The following is a 17,136-nucleotide window of genomic DNA, read 5'->3' as shown; positions in this document are numbered from 1 at the left end:
TGCCGATCGCGGACGGCGCGAACCATGACTAACCGTCCTCCAGATACAGCAGAATCGTGAAGCCCATCGACGATGCGACCACGGCGGGGGACCAGGCTGCCAGAAAGGGCGGGACCATTCCCGCGCCACCGAGCCCGCGTGCGACCTCTCCGACGACATAAAGCACGAAGCCGGCAGCGACGCCACCGAGAATCATCCGCCCTATGTTGCCGAACCGGAACACTCGCAAGGAAACCGTCGCGGCGATCGCCACCATCGCCACCAGGAGCAGCGGGCGGGCGAGAAGCAGTTGATATTGCAGTTCGAATTGGAAGGCCGGCAGGCCGGCGTTGCGCGCCGTCTCGATGAACGACGGCAGCGCCCAGAAGGACACCGTCTCCGGCTCGGCGAGGCTGTCGCCGACCTGTTCGCGCTTCAATCGGGTCGGGATGCGCAGGGTGTCGAAGTGCTGCGGGTCGACCCCGACGGCCTGGACGCGGGCGTCGGTGAGGATCCACTGGCCGTCGTCGTAGTCGGCCCGGGTCGCCTCGATCCGTTCGTGGAAGCGGCCGGTCTTGAGGAACGAGAACACCGTCACGTCGGCCAGATGCAGACCGCGGTCGGCGGCGCGCATGGCGTGGACGATCGATTCGCCGTCCTTGCCGTCCTGGCGGATCCACACTTCGCGGTCGCCGTCGAACACCGTCTTCTTCTCGCCGCCCGAGAGTTCCAGCAGCAGCGTGTCGGAGCGCTCCTTGAGGGCGGCGGCGATCGGGTTGTAGAGGGTCGACGAGACCACGCCGATGATCACCGCGACCAGCACCGGCGGCGCCATGAACTGCCACACCGAGATTCCGGCCGCCCGCGCCACCACCAGCTCCAGCCGTCGCGACAGGGCGAGCAGCGCCGCCATCGCCCCGAACAGGGTGGCGAAGGGCAGTACCTGTTCGGAGAAGGTCGGGATCCGGAACAGCGACGCGGCCAGCGCCCGCGACCACGAGAAGCCGGGGCGGTCGACGTTGGCGCGCACCATGTCGAGGAAGTCGAACAGGAACACGATGGTGAAGGCGATCGCGAAGATCGCCAGGATCGAGGTCAGCACGCGCCGGCCGAAGTAGCGCCCGAGGGTCGGTCCGATCATGCCACCCCCCCGCCGCCGAATCGCCGCGTCACCGCCGTCCACAGTTCGGCGACCCGCTCGCCCAGCCATTCGAGCGGCCGCGGCACCGACACCGTGCGGTCGGTCACGACCACGAACAGGCCGCCGATCACCGCCACCAGCGACACCGCATAGAGCGCCGGAACCCCGGCGAAGGACGTCGCCGCCGCACTCGACGCCGCGAAATGCCCGCCCCGCAACACCGCCGCGGCGACGATCGTGCCGACCACCGCCATGCCGCGCCCCTGTCGGGTGGTGCGCGGGTCGCCGAGCGCCAGGAAGGCGACCAGCGCGAAGGCCAACGGCAACAGCGGCTGCGACAGCCGGTCGTGCAATTCGGCGCGGAAGCGCCCGGTCTCGCGGGGATTGCGGTCGTCGTCGCCGGCGGCCGCGAGGCGCGCCCACAGTTCCTCGGTCGGCCGCTCGCTCGGCCGGAAGGTCGGGGCGGTCGACTGCGAGGTCAGATTGGACAGGTCGAAGGCGTAGGACTGGAAGTCGATCAGAGACAAACTGCCGTCCTTGTTGGCGCGCCGCTGGATTACCCCGTCCTGCATCACCAGGAGCGTCTTGCCGAACATCTCGACGATCGCCGCCTTCTCGGCGATGTAGGTGAAGGCGATCTCGGGATCGCGCCGGTCGTCGATGAACAGGCCGCCGAGCGAGCCGTCGCCGGCGCGGTCGCGGATGTGGAAGGTCAGTCCGCCCTCCAGCGCCACGAAGCGGCCGGGCTGGACGATGTTGGCGACCAGGTCGACGTTGACCCGGGTCAGTTCCTCGCGCAGCGTCCTCAGCGCCGCCGGCGACACAGTGGTCGACAACAGCGCCATGGCCGTCGCGACCAGCACCGCCAGCACCATCAGGGGCCGCAAGACCACGAAGCGCGAGGCGCCCGAGGCGTTGAGCACCACCAGTTCGCTCTCGGCATTGAGCGCCGACAGGGTCTGGACCAGGGCGATCAGCAGCGCGAAGGGGGCGACGACGATCATCAGGAAGGGCAGAGCGAGCAGGGTGATCTTGAGGAAGATCAGCAGTGCGGCGCCCTTGGCGGTGACGATGTTCATCTGCCGCAGCGCCTGGGTGACCCAGACGACGCCGACCAGAGCGCCCAGCGTCAGGACGAACCCGCCCGCTGCTCGCCGGAAGATGTATCGCTCGATGAGCCGCATGCGTCTTCCGTCATCCTCCCCCCGGGGCGCGGCGCCGAGCCGGCGCGGCGGTCGATCGGATCCCTCGGGCAACCGCGCGATCGCCGCACGGTCGCTCACGCCGTCCCCACGTGACGGCGTCGAGGTCCGATCTCTCCCATGTCCCCAGGTGTCATCCAAGCGCCGAAATGGCTAAGCGACCGTTTGGAAACATGGTTGATGAAAGGTTGATGCGCCTCGGCAACGACTTCCCTCGGGTCGTGCGGCTTGCCGACCGGCTCGCGACACCTCATGTTGGGGGCACGACGCGCTCACGCGCCGGCCCGACCGGCCGCCCCCGCCGGTCGCCCCCGCCGATTCTCCGGAGACCCAGCCGATGACGCATCCCTCGATCGCTTTCGCCAAGCCCGCCGTTCCGGCGACCGGCACCCTCGTGATCCTCATCGGCGAGGATCTGGTGCTGCCGCCGACCGCCGCGGCCCTCGACGGCGCGACGAACGGTTTCCTCGCCCGGGCGGTCGCCAAGGCCGCCTTCAAGGCCAAGCGCTTCGGCATTCTCGACGTGGTCGCCCCCCATGGGCTCGATCTCGACCGGGTGCTGCTGCTCGGCCTCGGCAAGCCGGCCGAATTCGAGGAGAAGGACTGGCCGCGCCTCGGCGGCGCTCTCGCCGCCAAGCTGGTCGAGCTCAAGGTCGCCACCGCCACCGTCCTGCTCGAACGCGGCGACGGCGTCGGCATCGACGCCGAAGTGGCCGCCGACTTCGGCCTCGGCGTGCGCCTGCGCGCCTGGAGCTTCGATCGCTACAAGACCAAGAAGAAGGACGACGACGCCGAGACCGCGCTCGCCCTGACGCTCGCCGTCGACGGCCATGCCGCCGCCCGCAAGGCCTGGAACGCCCGTTCGGCGATCGCCGACGGCGTCGCCCTGACCCGCGAGCTGATCAGCGAGCCGGCCAATCACCTCGGCACCGTCGAATTCGCCGCCCGCGCCGAGAAGCTCTCGAAGCTCGGCGTCGAGGTCGAGGTGCTCGGTGAGAAGGATCTGAAGAAGGCCGGCTGGGGCGCCCTGCTCGGCGTCGCCCAAGGCTCGGCCCGCCCGCCGCGGGTGGTGATCATGCGCTGGAACGGCGGCGACAAGGACGACGCGCCGATCGCCTTCGTCGGCAAGGGCGTGGTGTTCGATTCCGGCGGCATCTCGATCAAGCCGGCCTCCGGCATGGAGGACATGAAGGGCGACATGGGCGGCGCCGCGGTGGTCACCGGCCTGTTGCACGCGCTCGCCGCGCGCAAGGCCAAGGTCAACGTGGTCGGCGCCATCGGTCTGGTCGAGAACATGCCCGACGCCGACGCCCAGCGTCCCGGCGACGTCGTCACCTCGCTGTCCGGCCAGACCATCGAGGTCATCAACACCGACGCCGAAGGCCGTCTGGTGCTCGCCGACCTGCTGTGGCACGTCAAGGAGAAGGTCCAGCCGGCGCTGATCGTCGATCTCGCCACCCTCACCGGGGCCGTGCTGGTGGCGCTCGGCAAGCTCAACGCCGGATTGTTCTCCAATTCCGACGAGCTCTCCGACCGTCTCGCCGCGGCCGGCAAGGCCACCGGCGAGACCGTCTGGCGGATGCCGCTGTCGGCCGACTACGACAAGCTGATCGACAGCCAGTGGGCCGACATGAAGAACACCGGCGGCCGCGACGCCGGATCGATCACCGCCGCGCAGTTCCTCAAGCGCTTCGTCGGCGACGTGCCCTGGGCCCATCTCGACATCGCCGGCACCGCCATGGGCAGCCCGGCGACCGAGCTGAACAAGGCCTGGGCCTCGGGCTGGGGCGTGCGCCTGCTCGACCGTCTGGTCGCCGACCACTACGAGAAGTGAGGGTCGCTCGTCCCCTTCCTCCTCGCGAGGGGAGGGGGCGCTGCCGCGGTCTCGGACTCGACCGCCGGTGCTCTCGCTCGCGGCGCCGATCCTCGCCGACCCGGCTTCGCCGGCCACCTCCCTCGCGCGGGGGAGGGACGGCCGGCGCCCTCTCGGGATGCCACCGCCATGACCGAAGTGCTGTTCTACCATCTCCAGCGCCGCACCCTCGAACAGGCCCTGCCGAGCCTCCTGGAGAAATGCGTCGAGCGCGGGTGGAAGACCGTGGTCCAGACCGGTTCGCCCGAGCGCCGCGACGCCCTCGACGCCCATCTGTGGGCCTATGCCGACGAGAGCTTCCTGCCCCACGGCACCGGCCGCGAGGCCGACGCCGCCGACCTGCCGATTCTCCTGACCGCCGATCCCGCCGAGCGCGGCGCGGCGCGCGTGCGTTTCCTGGTCGACCGCGCCGAGCCGCCCGACCTCGCGGACTACGACCGCGTGGTGTTCCTGTTCGACGGCAACGACCCGGAAGCCCTGGTCGACGCCCGCCGCCGCTGGAAGGACGTCAAGGCCTCGGGCCTCGCCGCCACTTATTGGGCCGAGGACGAGACCGGCCGCTGGGTGAAGAAGGCGTGAGCGGCGGGACGTGCGGCATGGCCCGGCGCCGCCGCGGGAGTCCGGGCGTGCCGCCGCGGGCGTCCGGGCCGCGAACGGGCGAGATGACCTGCGAGGAACCCCCATTTCCTTCTCCCTTCGCGGGAGAAGGTGGCCGAAGGCCGGATGAGGGGGGGGCCCGTCCGTCCGGCACATCGTTCGAGGGGGCACGGTTGCGCGCTTCGCGCGCGCCCCCTCATCCGCCCCTGCGGGGCACCTTCTCCCGCGAGGGGACCTTTGCGCAATTTCCCGATTCTCTTCCCTGGAGATCGAGCTCAACCGTCGCTCCCGGCGAGCGCAGCGAGGGAAGGGAGCCTAGAACTTCAGTAAGCTACTGAAAATATTATGGATCCCCTTCCCGGCGCGTGCCGCGCCGCCGGGGATGACGGCGGCGGGTGTGCACCCTCTCGGGTATCCGTTCGAGCGGATCGAAGACCCTGGGACAGATTGTGCAAAGGTCCCGCGAGGGGAGAAGGGACGACCGCGGCCTCGCGCGAGGGACAAGGGACAAGGGAAGCCCACGGCGCCTGCTCCTCATGACGGCCCCCCTTCCGCCCCCTTGCCTTCCTGAACGTCGCTCACCACAATGGGCGTCGATCGGGGACGGGAGCGAGAGGGCGCGATGCCACGTCGCATGGAACAGAGCCGGGACGCGTTGCGCGCCCGCGCCGTCGAACTGGCGCGCGATCTGGTCACCACCGAGGGCCTCCCCGGCCTCACCATCCGTCGCATCGCCGCCGGCCTCGGTTGCTCGGTCGGCACCGTCTATAATCTCTTCGTCGATCTCGACGACATCGTCCTGCACGTCGCCGCCCTGGTCGTCGACGATCTGCACGCCGCCCTGTTCGCCCCCGGCCTGCCCGAGGAACCCGCCGCGGCGCTGACCGAGATCGCCCGGCGCTATATCCGCTTCTCGGCCGAACAGCCGCGCACCTGGGCGATGGTCTTCGAACACGAGCCCGGCCACGACCGGCCGACCCCGGCCTGGCACCTCGATCGCATCGCCGGCCTGCTCGCCGCAGTGCGCGCCGCCGCCGCGCCGGCCTTCCCACCGGGCGCCGATTCCGGGCAGCTCGCCGCCTCGATCGATGTCCTGTGGGCGTCGGTCCACGGCATCGCCGTGCTCGCCGGCAAGGGTAAGCTCGGCTTCGTCACCACCGCGAACGCCGAGGCGCTGGCCGACCGTCTGGTCGCGACTTTTCTGCGCGGTGTGCGGGCCGAGGCGTAACGAAGTTTCTCGACGAGTTGCCGGGGAATGTTTACCCCTTTTTCACATCGCTCCGTCTCCGAAGCGATTTCGTGCTATCGCCGGCTGCTGTTAATGTTCGGTGTGGACGAGTTCGCGTGGACGGCGTCGAGGGAATCGAGTTTCGTGTCGCGTCGGCGGCGCCGGAGACGGAGGGTGGCGGGGAGACACCGTCGTCCCGCGGCGTGGCCCGGGGAGTCGTATCGATGGGCAAGCGGCGATTGCTCTTCTACACGCCGTCGCTGTCGGGAGGTGGCGCCGAACGGGTGTGGGCGGTGATCGCCAGCGCCCTCGCTCGGCGTGGTCACGACGTGACCTTCGCCGTCGACTTCCAGTCCGACGACAATGCCGAATATCTCGACCGGGCGGTGCCGCGGGTGGTGCTGGCGCGCTCCCATCGCCGATCGCTGAGCGAACTGACCCGGCTCGTGCGGCGCGAACGCTTCGACGTGATCTTCCCGGCGGTCGGCGCCTGCGACCTCAAGGCGCTCGCCGCCGCCGCGCTCGCCGGACGCCATACCGCGGTGGTGCTGTCCTATCACGGCTATTACGAGAACGAGACCGGCCGCCTCAGCCGCGCCAAGTTCCGCCTGACCGCGCTGCTCACCCGTCTCGCGGCCCGCGCCGTCTGCGTCTCCGACGGGTTGCGGCGCGACGTCGTCGAGCGTTGGGGCGGTGACCCGAAGCGCTGCGTGCGCATCTACAACCCGATCCATGCCGAGGCCCCGCGCCCGATCCCGACCATGGCCGATCTCGCCGCCCGCCCCGACACCATCCTGGCGGTCGGCCGGCTGATCCCGATCAAGGGTTTCGACCGCCTGCTGCGCGCCTTCGCCCGCCTCGATCGGCCGCAGGCCCGGTTGGTGATCCTCGGTCAGGGCGAAGAGCACGACCGCCTCCTGGCGCTCGCCGCCGAACTCGGCGTCGCCGACCGGTTCGAGCTGCCCGGCTACGTCACCCGGCCCTGGACCTGGTATGCCGCCGCCAAATGTCTGGCGCTGTCGTCGCGCTTCGAGGCCTTCGGCAACGTCGTGGTCGAGGCGCTGGCCGCCGGGCTGCCGGTGGTCGCCACCGCCTGCGACGGCCCGCGCGAGATTCTCGCCGATCCCCGTCACGGCACGCTGGTGCCGATCGACGACGTCGCGGCGATGGCCGCGGCGCTCGAGGCGACGCTGGCCGCCCCCGGCGACCCCTTGCCGCGCATCGCCCGTGCCCACGACTTCTCGGTGGCGGTCGCCGCCGACGCCTACGAGACGCTGATCGACGAGGTGGTCGCGGCCCACCCGGTCACCGCCCGCGCCTGACCGGGCGATCGGCGGCGAACTTCGGCCTCAGTCGTCGAGCGCCGCCCGTTCCGCCGCCTCGTGGGTCGCCGACAGCTCGAGCCAGATCTCTTCCTGAGCGGCCAGCGCCTTCTCCGCGTCGGAGCGCGCCTTCATCAGCCGCGAGGCGCGCGCCGCCTCACGGGTGTAGAGCGCCGGATCGGCGAGGTCGCCGTCGAGCCGGGCGATCTCGGCCTGCAGCTTCTCGATCCGCGCTTCGGCGTCCTTGATCTTCTTGCGCAGCGGCGCGAGCTGTTCGCGCATCGCCGCGGCGGCGCGACGCCGGTCGAGCGCCGAGACCCGCCCGCCGTCGTCCTCGTCGCGCTTGGCCGTGCCGCTCGGGGCCGGCCCGTCGATCACCAGGCGGCGGTAGTCGTCGAGATCGCCCTCGAACTCCCGGACGGTGCCGTCGGCGACCACCACCAGCCGATCGGCGGTGGCCTCGACCAGATGGCGATCATGGCTGATCAGGATCACCGCGCCCTCGTAGGCGTTGAGCGCGCGCACCAGCGCCTCGCGGCTGTCGATGTCGAGATGGTTGGTCGGCTCGTCGAGGATCATCAGATTGGGGCCGGCGAAGGTCGCCAGCCCGAGCAGCAGGCGCGCCTTCTCGCCCCCGGAGAGCTTCTCCGCCGGCGTGTCCATGCGGCTGGTCGGCAGGCCCATCTGGGCGACCCGCGAGCGCACCTTCGATTCCGGCGCGTCGGCCATCAGCGGCTGGACGTGCTGGAACGGCGTCTCGGCCGGGCGCAACTCGTCGAGCTGGTGCTGGGCGAAATAGGCGATCGACAGCTTGGTCGCCGAGGCCATCCGCCCCGAGAACGGCGCGAGACGGCCGGCGATCAGCTTGGCGAAGGTCGACTTGCCGTTGCCGTTGGAGCCGAGCAGCGCGATGCGGTCGTCCTCGTCGATCCGCAGCGTGACCTTGCGCAGGATCGGCTTGGCCGGATCGTAGCCGACCGCAACGTCGTCGAGCGCCAGGATCGGCGGCGACAGCCGGGCGACCGGCTGAGGAAAGTCGATCGGCAGCGCCGCCTCGTCGGTCAGCGCCTCGATCGGCGGCAGCTTGGCCAGCGCCTTCATCCGGCTCTGGGCCTGCCGCGCCTTGGTCGCCTTGGCCTTGAAGCGGTCGACGAAGGCCTGCATGTGGGCGCGATGGGCCTCCTGCTTCTCGCGCATCTTCTGCGTGAGAATCATCTTCTCGCGCCGCTGCCGCTCGAACGAATCGTAGCCGCCGCGATAGGCGACGAGCTTCATCCGGTCGAGGTGGACGATCATGTCGACCGCGGTGTTGAGCAGGTCGCGATCGTGGGAGATCACGATCACCGTGTGCGGGTAGCGGCGGATGTAGTCCTCGAGCCACAGCGTGCCCTCGAGGTCGAGATAGTTGGTCGGCTCGTCGAGGAGCAAGAGGTCGGGCTCGGAGAACAGCACCGCCGCCAGCGCCACCCGCATCCGCCAGCCACCGGAGAAGTCCGAACAGGGCCGCGCCTGGGCGGCATGATCGAAACCGAGGCCCGACAGGATGGTCGCCGCCCGGGCCTCGGCCGAATGGGCGCCGATGTCGCCGAGCCGCACGTGGATTTCGCCGATCCGCGCCGGATCGGTCGCGGTCTCGGCCTCGGCGAGCAGGCTCGCCCGTTCCTTGTCGGCGGCGAGCACGAAATCGATCAGGGTGATCGCGCTGCCCGGCGCCTCCTGCGCCACCTGGCCGATCTTGGCGGCGCGCGGGAACTGGATCGTGCCGCTCTCGGCCGACCATTCGCCGGTCACGAGTTTGAACAGCGTGGTCTTGCCGGTGCCGTTGCGGCCGACGAAGCCGGCCTTGGCGCCGGTCGGCACGACGACCGACGCCCCCTCGAGCAGGGTGCGGCCGGCGATACGAAAGGTGAGATCGGTGAGGACGAGCATGGGCAGGTCTTAACCCAGACCCGGCGGGGCGTCGACCGTCCTGCACCGCGCAAATCGCGGCGAGGGTGGGGCGACCCGCCGGCGTTCACCATGTTCCCCGCTTCATGCTGCGTTGCGGGAGGAAGCGGGGCGGGACCGGCCGACATTAACCGTTCGGTAACCGCCCGAGGGCGAAACCTCGAAGGACGACGGGCCGCCGCCGCCCGCCGTCGCCGTCGCCCATGGCCGCCGTCGATCGCGTCGGAGGCGGGCCGCATTCCCGAGGACGAGCAGGGACCGGACCATGCATCGAATCTTCGACATGCGCATTCTTCTGGTCGGACTCGCCGTCGGGCTCGCTCTGATCCTGCGCACGGCCCTGCCGATGCCGACCGCCGACGAGGTCACCGGGTCGATTCCTCACCTCGCCGCCCCGTCGATCGGCGACTGAACCGGCGGCGCGAACACCGACCAGCCGGTGCGCCGGGCGAGTTGTTCCAGCGCCGCCGCCCCCAGCGTCGAATTGCCGACCGCGTTGAGCCCCGGCGACCACACCGCGACCGACGCCACCCCCGGCACCACCGCCAGGATGCCGCCGCCGACCCCGCTCTTGCCGGGAATGCCGACCCGGAAGGCGAAGTCGCCCGAGCCGTCGTAATGGCCGCAGGTCAGCATCAGGGCGGCGATCCGTCGCGCCCGCTCTGCCGAGACGACCCGGCCCCGGCCGCCCGGATGACGACCGTCGAGGGCGAGGAACCGCCCGGCGAGCGCCAGTTGCCGGCACGACATCGCCAGCGCGCAGACATGGAAATAGACCCCGAGCGTCAGCTCCGGCGCATGGGTGATCGTGCCGAAGGCCCGCATGTAGTTGGCGAGCGCGGCATTGCGGAAGCCGGTCTCGGTCTCCGAGCGTGCCACCGCCCGGTCGACGACGATCGAATCGTCGTCGGCGAGGTAGCGCACGAACTGCAGGATCTCGCCGATCGCCTCGCGCGGCGCGTGTCCGGCGAGCAGCACGTCGGCGACCACCAGCGCCCCGGCATTGATGAAGGGATTGCGCGGGATGCCCTTCTCGGCCTCGAGCTGGACGATCGAGTTGAAGGCGTTGCCCGACGGTTCGCGCCCGACCCGCGCCCACAACCCGTCACCGATCTTGCCGAGCGCCAGGGTCAGCATGAACACCTTGGAGATGGACTGGATCGAGAAGGCCTCGTCGGCGTCGCCGGCGACATGGACCTGCCCGTCGGCCAGCACCACCGCGAGGCCGAAGCGCCCGGGATCGACCTTGGCCAGTTCCGGGATATAGCTCGCCGGCACGCCGCGCCGGGCGACCGGCACCGCCGCCATCTCCGCGGCGATCTCCGCGACGATCGTCTCCAGATCCGCGCTCATGGCACTGCGACGCCGTCGGCGAGCGCCCGGTCGATCGCCGCCGCACTCGGCATCGCCGCCTGGGCGCCGAGTTCGAGGCAGGCGAGCGAGCCCGCCGCCGCCGCCCGCGCCATCGCCGCGGCGAGATCCAGGCCGGCCGAAAGACCTGCCGCCAGCACTCCGGTGAAGGTGTCGCCCGCCCCGGTGGTGTCGATCGGCGTCACGGCGAGCGCCGGCACCCGGTGCACCGTTCCGTCCGGTGTGGCCGCCACCACGCCCTCGCCGCCGAGCGTCACCACGACGGTCAGGCCGAGGCGATCGGCGATCGCCGCCGCGATCGTGCTCGGGCCGACCGTCGCGCCGGGGGCCACCACGCCGAGATGGCCGGCGAGATCGGCCGCCTCGCCGGCATTGACCACCACCACGTCGACGTCGGTGAAGGCCTCTGCCGGCAGCGGCCTGAACGGCGCCAGAGAGAGCATCACGCGGGCGCCCGCGAGGCGTGCGCGCGCGGCGACCGCCAGCGACTCCGCTTCGCTCACCTCCATCTGCAAGAGCAGGAGATCGCCGGGGGCGAATCGTGCCGCCGCCGCGAGGTCGCGATCGACCGTGCGATTCGCCCCCGGCGACAGCACGATGGCGTTCTCGCCCGAGTCGGTGACCGAGATGATCGCCAAGCCGGTGGCGAATCGCGCCCGCCGGGCGACTCCGGAGAGGTCGACGCCCGCCGCGTCGAGCCCGGACAGGGCGACGGCCGCGAAAGAGTCGTCGCCGACCGCGCCGATCATCCGACCCGCCGCCCCGGCCCGCCGCGCCGCCAGCGCCTGGTTGGCGCCCTTGCCGCCGGCAACTGCGACGACGTCCGATCCGGGTAGGGTTTCTCCCACTCTCGGCAGGCGGGCGACCCGGCTGACCAGGTCGACGTTGATGGAACCGAATACCGTGATCATCGTGTCGCCCCGCCTCTCCCGCATTGCGCCCAGGTGCCCCGACGATCGTCGCAGAGCGGCGCGCGAAGCCCTGAAAACCGTCACAAACCCTAACGTTTCCTTGACGTTTTGGCGAATCCGGGCCGCCCGCTCGAGGTGAGTGTGTCACTGGTGCAACAAAGGCGAGTCAAACCGCCCGGTGAGCCGGCGACGGGGCTTTCGCCGTCTTCCCATTCGAGGCGCTTGGAGTAAGGTGACCATCGATCGACGACATCGCGTGATCCCTTCGACGGTTGTCGGAGCAGTATGTCGGAGAGATCTCGGGTCGGTTCAGGACCCATCGTCGAAAACGAACCTTCAGGGGGTTTTCTAATGAACTTCAAGCTCGCCATTCTGGCTGCTGCCGCCATCGGCGCCGCCACCACCGCTCAGGCCGCCGACCTCGCCAAGAAGGCCCCGGCTGCCGCGAACTACGTCAAGGTCTGCGACACGTTCGGCGCCGGCTTCTTCTACATCCCGGGCTCGGACACCTGCCTCAAGATCTCCGGTCTGGTGCGCGCCGAATACTACGTCGGCGGCAAGAGCGAAGCCTGGAACGGCGGTTCCTGGAGCGGCAAGTCCAACGGCCAGGCCGGTGGCGCCACCGGCAACTACCGTCAGAACAACGGTATCGGCACCTTCGCCCGCGGCGAAATCGACATCGACGCGCGCACCTCGACCGAGTTCGGTCTGCTGCGTTCGTTCATCGCTCTTCAGGCTGATCTGGCCTCGGGCAAGAACACCGTTGCGACGCTCGACAAGGGCTTCATCCAGTTCGGTGGCCTGACCGCCGGTCATGCCCAGTCGTTCTTCGACTTCTGGACCGGCTACTCGATCGGTAACTACGAGACCGCCCATTCCGACACGTCGACCAACCTGTTGGCCTACACCTTCTCGTTCGGCAACGGCATCTCCGCCACGCTGTCGATCGAAGATCCGACCACCGGCGGCCGCCGCGTGACCGGCACGGGCTTCTCGTACTACACCAACGTCACGCCCTTCAACATCGTCAGCCCGACCACCGCCGCTTCGGTGGCCTACGGTGGCGCTCGTGCGCCTGACTTCATCGCCAACCTGGCGGTCGATCAGGCTTGGGGCAAGGCGCAGGTTTCGGCCGCGCTGCATGAAGACTACGGTTCGGTCTCCGGCGACAAGTACGGCTACGCCTTCCTCGGCGGCGTGCAGATCAACCTTCCGGCCCTCGGCGCCGGCGACAAGCTCGCTCTGCAGGCGGCCTACGCCAAGGGTGCCGTCGCTTACGTGTTCGCCGGCAACGACGGCGGCGCTTACGACTTCTCGGTCGTGAACGCCAGCCTGAAGCAGTCGGACGCTTGGAGCATCACCGGCGCTCTGACCCACAACTGGACCAAGAAGCTGTCTTCGACCATCGAACTCGGCTACGCTTCCTTCAACTCCGGCCTCTCCACCGCCGGCTTCGGTGGCAGCAAGGTCGACGACTTCAGCCAGCTCGACGTCCAGGGCAATCTCGCCTGGACGCCGGTCACCGGCCTGACCGTCATCGGCGAAGTCGAATATCGCAAGATCGACTACTCGTGGTCGGGTGCGAAGGACAAGGACGCCGTCCTCGGCATCCTGCGCGTTCAGCGCGACTTCTGATCCGACCTCACGGTCTGATCTCGGAGGGCTCGGCGGGAAACCGCCGGGCCCTTTCCGCATTTCGCGCACCCATTCGGCGTCGGTCGATCGGCGCATCGAATCGCCCCGCCGAACGCCGGTGGGCTCCCGCCGCCGGCGATTCGAATCCGGCTTCACGCCACGATCGTCGCCGGACGGTAATAGGTTGTCCCGGCGGTGAGATTCGGCTTGCGCGGGTGGTCTCGGAGGACGCCCGGAGGCGAATTCGACTGAAATGTCATGATCTTGTCATTCTTGGCAGGAGTTGCAGTCACCGAAGAGCGGGCCCTGTGGCCATTCTGTGTTCTTCCGGCAACATGGTGTCCGGAACGGGTCGGCATCGCGGCGGAAGTCGATGAAACGACTTCAAAAGATCGGCGGCGGCGTTATGGTGGAGCCATACCGGAGACGGCATCCGAACGGTCGGATGAGCGTCGCCTCGGGGTCGGGTCAGGGCCTCTGCCGGTTTGGTTTTTGAAGACAGGGGGAACACATGAACTTCAAGCTGGCTCTCGTGGCCGTCGCCGCCGTCGGCGTCGCGTCCACCGCCCAAGCCGCCGATCTGGCCAAGAAGGCCCCGGCCGCCGCCAACTACGTCAAGGTCTGCGACGCGTTCGGCGCGGGCTTCTTCTACATCCCCGGCAGCGACACCTGCCTGAAGATCAGCGGCTTCGTCTACGCCGAAGCCCGTGGCGGCACCGGCAAGCTCGGCCGTTACGACACCACCAACAGCGCGTTCGGCAACCGCACGCGTTCGGGCAACGACCTCTATTCCCGCACCCGCGCGGAAATCCAGTTCGACGCTCGCACCGCGACCGAGATGGGCCTGCTGCGCTCCTACATCGCGCTGCGTCACCAGACCAACACGGGTGACACCTCCGGCACCCTGATGGCCGCCGGTGCCTTCGTGCAGTTCGCCGGTGTCACCGCCGGTTACGCTCGCTCGAACTTCGACTTCGCGCCGGCTGGCTACAGCTACGGCACGGACTACTCGACCAACGCCTATTCCTACACCTTCCTGAACCAGTTGGCCTACACCTTCTCGTTCGGCAACGGCGTCAGCGCCACCCTGGCTCTCGAAGATCCGTCGTCGACCGACCTGAACTTCTCGGGCGCCTCGCACCGCTTCGTGGGTAACTCCGGGTCGTCCGTTGCCTGGGTGAAGTACGACTCCACCAAGACCAACCCCTTCACCGGCGCTGCCTATGCGGCTCCGTATGCGGGCGTGCGGGCTCCGGACGTCGTCGCCAACCTCGCGGTCGCTCAGGCCTGGGGCAAGGCTCAGCTGTCCGTTGCCTATCATGACGTCTACTCGACCGTCGACGACACCGCCGCCTGGGCGATCAGCGGTGGCGTGGAAGTCAACCTGCCGATGCTCGCGGCGGGCGACAAGGCCTACTTGGTCGGCACCTACTCCAGCGGCGCGGTTGCCTTCGCCACCCAGCTGCAGAACGCCACCGGCAAGATCCAGGAAGTGTTCTTCAACGCTTTCGGTTCGGGCATCGGTCAGGACTTCGTGATCGTCAACGGCAAGAACAAGCTGACGAACACCTGGGCGGTCAACGGTGGACTCCATCACGAGTTCAGCCCGCAGTGGGAACTCAATGTGGACGCCGGCTACGTGAAGGTCGACGGCTATCAGTGGCGTGACGAAGAGTTCGTCGGCGCCGGCGTGGACCTGCGCTGGAAGCCGGTCAAGGGCTTCCAGATCGGTGCCGACGTCGAATACGGCAAGCTGACCTTCTCGAACAACACCGTCAATGCGATCAAGGGTGTGGCTGCCGCTTCGACCCTCAAGTCGTCCTACGACGGCTGGCTCGGCGAAATCCGCGTCCGTCGCGACTTCTGATCTCCTTCCGAGATCGTCTCGAGACTCGAACCCGGCGGGCGACCGCCGGGTTCTTTTTGTTTGCGCGATCCGCTTCGACCGAGGCTCGGACGCCGGTTCCGCCACCGTGACGGCGTGACCGCGTCACCGCGCGCCCCGCGACCCTCGATCGCTCCTCGCGCCGCTTGCCGTAGCGTCCGTCCTTTGACAAGCTGCGGCTCGGATCGGGTCCGGCCCGCTCCCGCGCGAGGCGTCCGATCGGGCCGGGACCCCGGAAGAGGGGGCGGCGATGTCGGGATTGCTGAAGGGATTGGCGGCGGCCGGAGGCACCGCCCTGGTCCTGACCGGGTTGGCCGCGATCACCGCCTTCGGGCCGATCGCAGCCGACGTGCGCACGAGTGCCGCCGCCCGATTGAAGGCCGAGGGCCGTGATTGGGCCCGGCTCGCCGTCGACGGACGCGACGTCACGGTGACCGGCGTCGCGCCCGAACCCGCCGATCCGCAATTGGCGGCGGAAGCCGTCGACCGGGTGTTCGGGGTGCGCATCGTCGCCGATCGCGCCACCGTGCTGCCGCTCGCCGACCCCTGGGTGTGGACCGCGACCCTCGCATCGTCGACGCTGACCGCCACCGGCGCCGTGCCGTCCGAAGCGATGCGCACCGCGCTCGCCGCCGCTGCCCGCAAGGCCGCGCCCGACCGCCCCTTCGACGATCGCGCCACCCTCGCGCGCGGCGCCCCGCGCGATTTCGCGGATTCGGCGACCCGCGCCCTCGCGGCTCTCGGCGAGCTGGTCGAAGGCTCGGCGGAGATCGGCCCGGCCGGGCTGACGCTGACCGGCCGCCTCGCCGATTGGCCGAGCTGGCGCCGCATCGAGACCAGCCTGAAGGCCGGAGACTTCGGCAAGATCGCCGCCGATCGCCTGGAAGTACCGGTGCCGGTGCCCTATGAGCTCCGGCTCGCGGTTGCCGACGGCCGGCTCACCGCCACCGGCTTCCTGCCGGCCGCCGTCGTCGCCGCCTTCGATGCCGCCGCGAAGGCCGGCTTCCCGGCCGGTGTCGCCTCGACCATCGACGTCGCGCCCGGCGCGCCCGCCGGCCATGCCGACGCCGCCGGTTTCGCCCTCGAGATTCTCGGCGGTCTGAACGAGGGCCGCGCCACGTTGGGGCCCGCCGGCCTCGCGCTCGCCGGCCGGCCCAAGGATCGTGCGACTTGGCGCCGCATCGAGAACCGGCTCGCCGCCGGCATTCCCGGCGGTGTCGCGCTCGCCCGCGACGATCTCGAAGTGCCGGTGCCGGCGCCCTACCGCCTGACTCTCACCCTGGTCGACGGCCGTGCCGATCTCGACGGCTTCCTGCCCGACGCCGCGGCGCGCGCCACCCTCGCCGCGGCGCTCGCGCCCCGCTCGCCCCGCGGCGTCGCCGATCGCACCGAGATCGCCGCCGGTGCCCCGCCCGGCTTCGCCGACGCCGCGGTCGCCGCCTGGGCCGGCCTCGCCCGTGTCGCCGATCCGGGCCTCGATCTCGTCGACCGGACGCTCACGGTGCGCGGCGGAGTCCCGACCGCGCCGCTCGGCGCCGACATCGCCGCGGCTCTGAAGACCCGGGTCGCCGCCGGCTACACCCTCGCCGAACCCGCCTTCCGCGTCCTGCCGCCGCCGCCGCAAGTCGCGCCGCCGGTCTGTGAGGCAGGGCTCGCCGCGGTTCAGGCCGGCGACAAGATCCGCTTCGAGGTCGGCAGCGCGACCCTCGCGCCCGACGGTCTGCGCATCCTCGACGCCCTGGTCGCCGCCGCCCTGCGCTGCCTCGATGCCCGCATCGTCGTCGAGGGCCACACCGATTCCGACGGCGACCCCGACGCCAATCGGGCGCTGTCGGAAGCCCGCGCCGCCGCCGTGGTCGAACGCCTGGTCGCCGCGGGGCTGGCCGCCGAGCGGCTCTCGGCGATCGGCTACGGTGAGACCCGACCCGTCGCCTCCAACGACGACGAGGCCGGCAAGCAGCAGAATCGGCGAATCGAGTTCCGGGTCGAGGGAGGCACCGCGCCATGATCTATCTCGTCACCCAACTCTGGCCCTTCCTGGTGGC

13 protein-coding genes are annotated in these 17,136 nt (G+C 69.9%); 8 read left to right on the top strand and 5 right to left on the bottom strand.

Going from position 1 to position 17,136, the window contains the following annotated elements; translation table 11 throughout:
- Positions 1-28: 28 nt before the first annotated feature.
- Together lptG and lptF are read right to left on the bottom strand one after the other, a co-directional pair.
- Entirely contained in the window at positions 29-1,120 is a 1,092-nt protein-coding gene (lptG, locus tag EYW49_RS05800; protein ID WP_131307139.1) for an LPS export ABC transporter permease LptG, read from the bottom strand.
- A complete protein-coding gene (gene lptF, locus EYW49_RS05795; protein WP_131307137.1) occupies positions 1,117-2,304 on the bottom strand; it encodes an LPS export ABC transporter permease LptF in 1,188 nt (395 codons plus the stop codon). Before lptF ends, lptG begins: the two co-directional genes overlap by 4 nt.
- A 355-nt stretch (positions 2,305-2,659) precedes the next feature.
- Here lptF and EYW49_RS05790 point away from each other — a divergent pair, with 355 nt between their 5' ends.
- The 4 genes from EYW49_RS05790 to EYW49_RS05775 all read left to right on the top strand — a co-directional run bounded on the left by EYW49_RS05790 (position 2,660) and on the right by EYW49_RS05775 (position 7,342).
- Positions 2,660-4,156, top strand: a complete 1,497-nt coding sequence (locus EYW49_RS05790; RefSeq protein WP_131307135.1) for a leucyl aminopeptidase — start codon at positions 2,660-2,662, stop codon at positions 4,154-4,156.
- Between the two features lie 168 nt (positions 4,157-4,324).
- Positions 4,325-4,774: a DNA polymerase III subunit chi gene (locus tag EYW49_RS05785; RefSeq protein ID WP_131307133.1), complete on the top strand. Its 450-nt coding sequence runs from the start codon at positions 4,325-4,327 to the stop codon at positions 4,772-4,774.
- Between the two features lie 652 nt (positions 4,775-5,426).
- Positions 5,427-6,020 (top strand): TetR/AcrR family transcriptional regulator, encoded by a 594-nt coding sequence (locus tag EYW49_RS05780; protein WP_165498142.1) that lies wholly within the window; start codon positions 5,427-5,429, stop codon positions 6,018-6,020.
- Between the two features lie 224 nt (positions 6,021-6,244).
- Entirely contained in the window at positions 6,245-7,342 is a 1,098-nt protein-coding gene (locus EYW49_RS05775) for a glycosyltransferase (RefSeq protein WP_131307129.1), read from the top strand.
- Positions 7,343-7,369: 27 nt separating this feature from the next.
- Here the strand turns inward: EYW49_RS05775 and EYW49_RS05770 are convergent, their stop codons facing one another.
- The gene (locus EYW49_RS05770) at positions 7,370-9,271 is read right to left on the bottom strand and encodes an ABC-F family ATP-binding cassette domain-containing protein (RefSeq protein WP_131307127.1); all 1,902 of its coding nucleotides are present in this window, start codon (positions 9,269-9,271) and stop codon (positions 7,370-7,372) included.
- Between the two features lie 301 nt (positions 9,272-9,572).
- On the opposite strand from EYW49_RS05770, the gene EYW49_RS23585 reads away from it, so the two are divergent.
- Positions 9,573-9,701 carry a hypothetical protein gene (locus EYW49_RS23585; protein ID WP_265937388.1) on the top strand — a complete coding sequence of 43 codons (129 nt, stop codon included), beginning with the start codon at positions 9,573-9,575 and terminating at the stop codon, positions 9,699-9,701.
- Here EYW49_RS23585 and EYW49_RS05765 read toward each other — a convergent pair.
- Complete coding sequence (locus EYW49_RS05765; RefSeq protein ID WP_131307125.1) at positions 9,671-10,642, bottom strand: glutaminase; 972 nt, start codon at positions 10,640-10,642, stop codon at positions 9,671-9,673. The two genes, EYW49_RS23585 and EYW49_RS05765, sit on opposite strands and share 31 nt — an antisense overlap.
- Entirely contained in the window at positions 10,639-11,571 is a 933-nt protein-coding gene (locus EYW49_RS05760) for a ribokinase (RefSeq protein WP_131307123.1), read from the bottom strand. Before EYW49_RS05760 ends, EYW49_RS05765 begins: the two co-directional genes overlap by 4 nt.
- A 351-nt stretch (positions 11,572-11,922) precedes the next feature.
- Here EYW49_RS05760 and EYW49_RS05755 point away from each other — a divergent pair, with 351 nt between their 5' ends.
- The 3 genes from EYW49_RS05755 (at position 11,923) to EYW49_RS05745 (ending at position 17,099) form a co-directional block, all read left to right on the top strand.
- Positions 11,923-13,206 carry a porin gene (locus tag EYW49_RS05755; RefSeq protein WP_165498140.1) on the top strand — a complete coding sequence of 428 codons (1,284 nt, stop codon included), beginning with the start codon at positions 11,923-11,925 and terminating at the stop codon, positions 13,204-13,206.
- 511 nt (positions 13,207-13,717) lie between these two features.
- Positions 13,718-15,073, top strand: coding sequence for a porin (locus EYW49_RS05750; protein ID WP_131307119.1), 1,356 nt, complete (start codon positions 13,718-13,720; stop codon positions 15,071-15,073).
- Positions 15,074-15,341: 268 nt separating this feature from the next.
- Positions 15,342-17,099 (top strand): OmpA family protein, encoded by a 1,758-nt coding sequence (locus tag EYW49_RS05745; protein WP_131307118.1) that lies wholly within the window; start codon positions 15,342-15,344, stop codon positions 17,097-17,099.
- The last annotated feature ends 37 nt before the right edge of the window (positions 17,100-17,136 follow it).

The organism is Siculibacillus lacustris (assembly GCF_004328075.1).
Classification (GTDB): domain Bacteria; phylum Pseudomonadota; class Alphaproteobacteria; order Rhizobiales; family Ancalomicrobiaceae; genus Siculibacillus; species Siculibacillus lacustris.
Note: the sequence above shows the minus strand (reverse complement) of the source record. Positions and strands in the feature narration are given on the sequence as shown.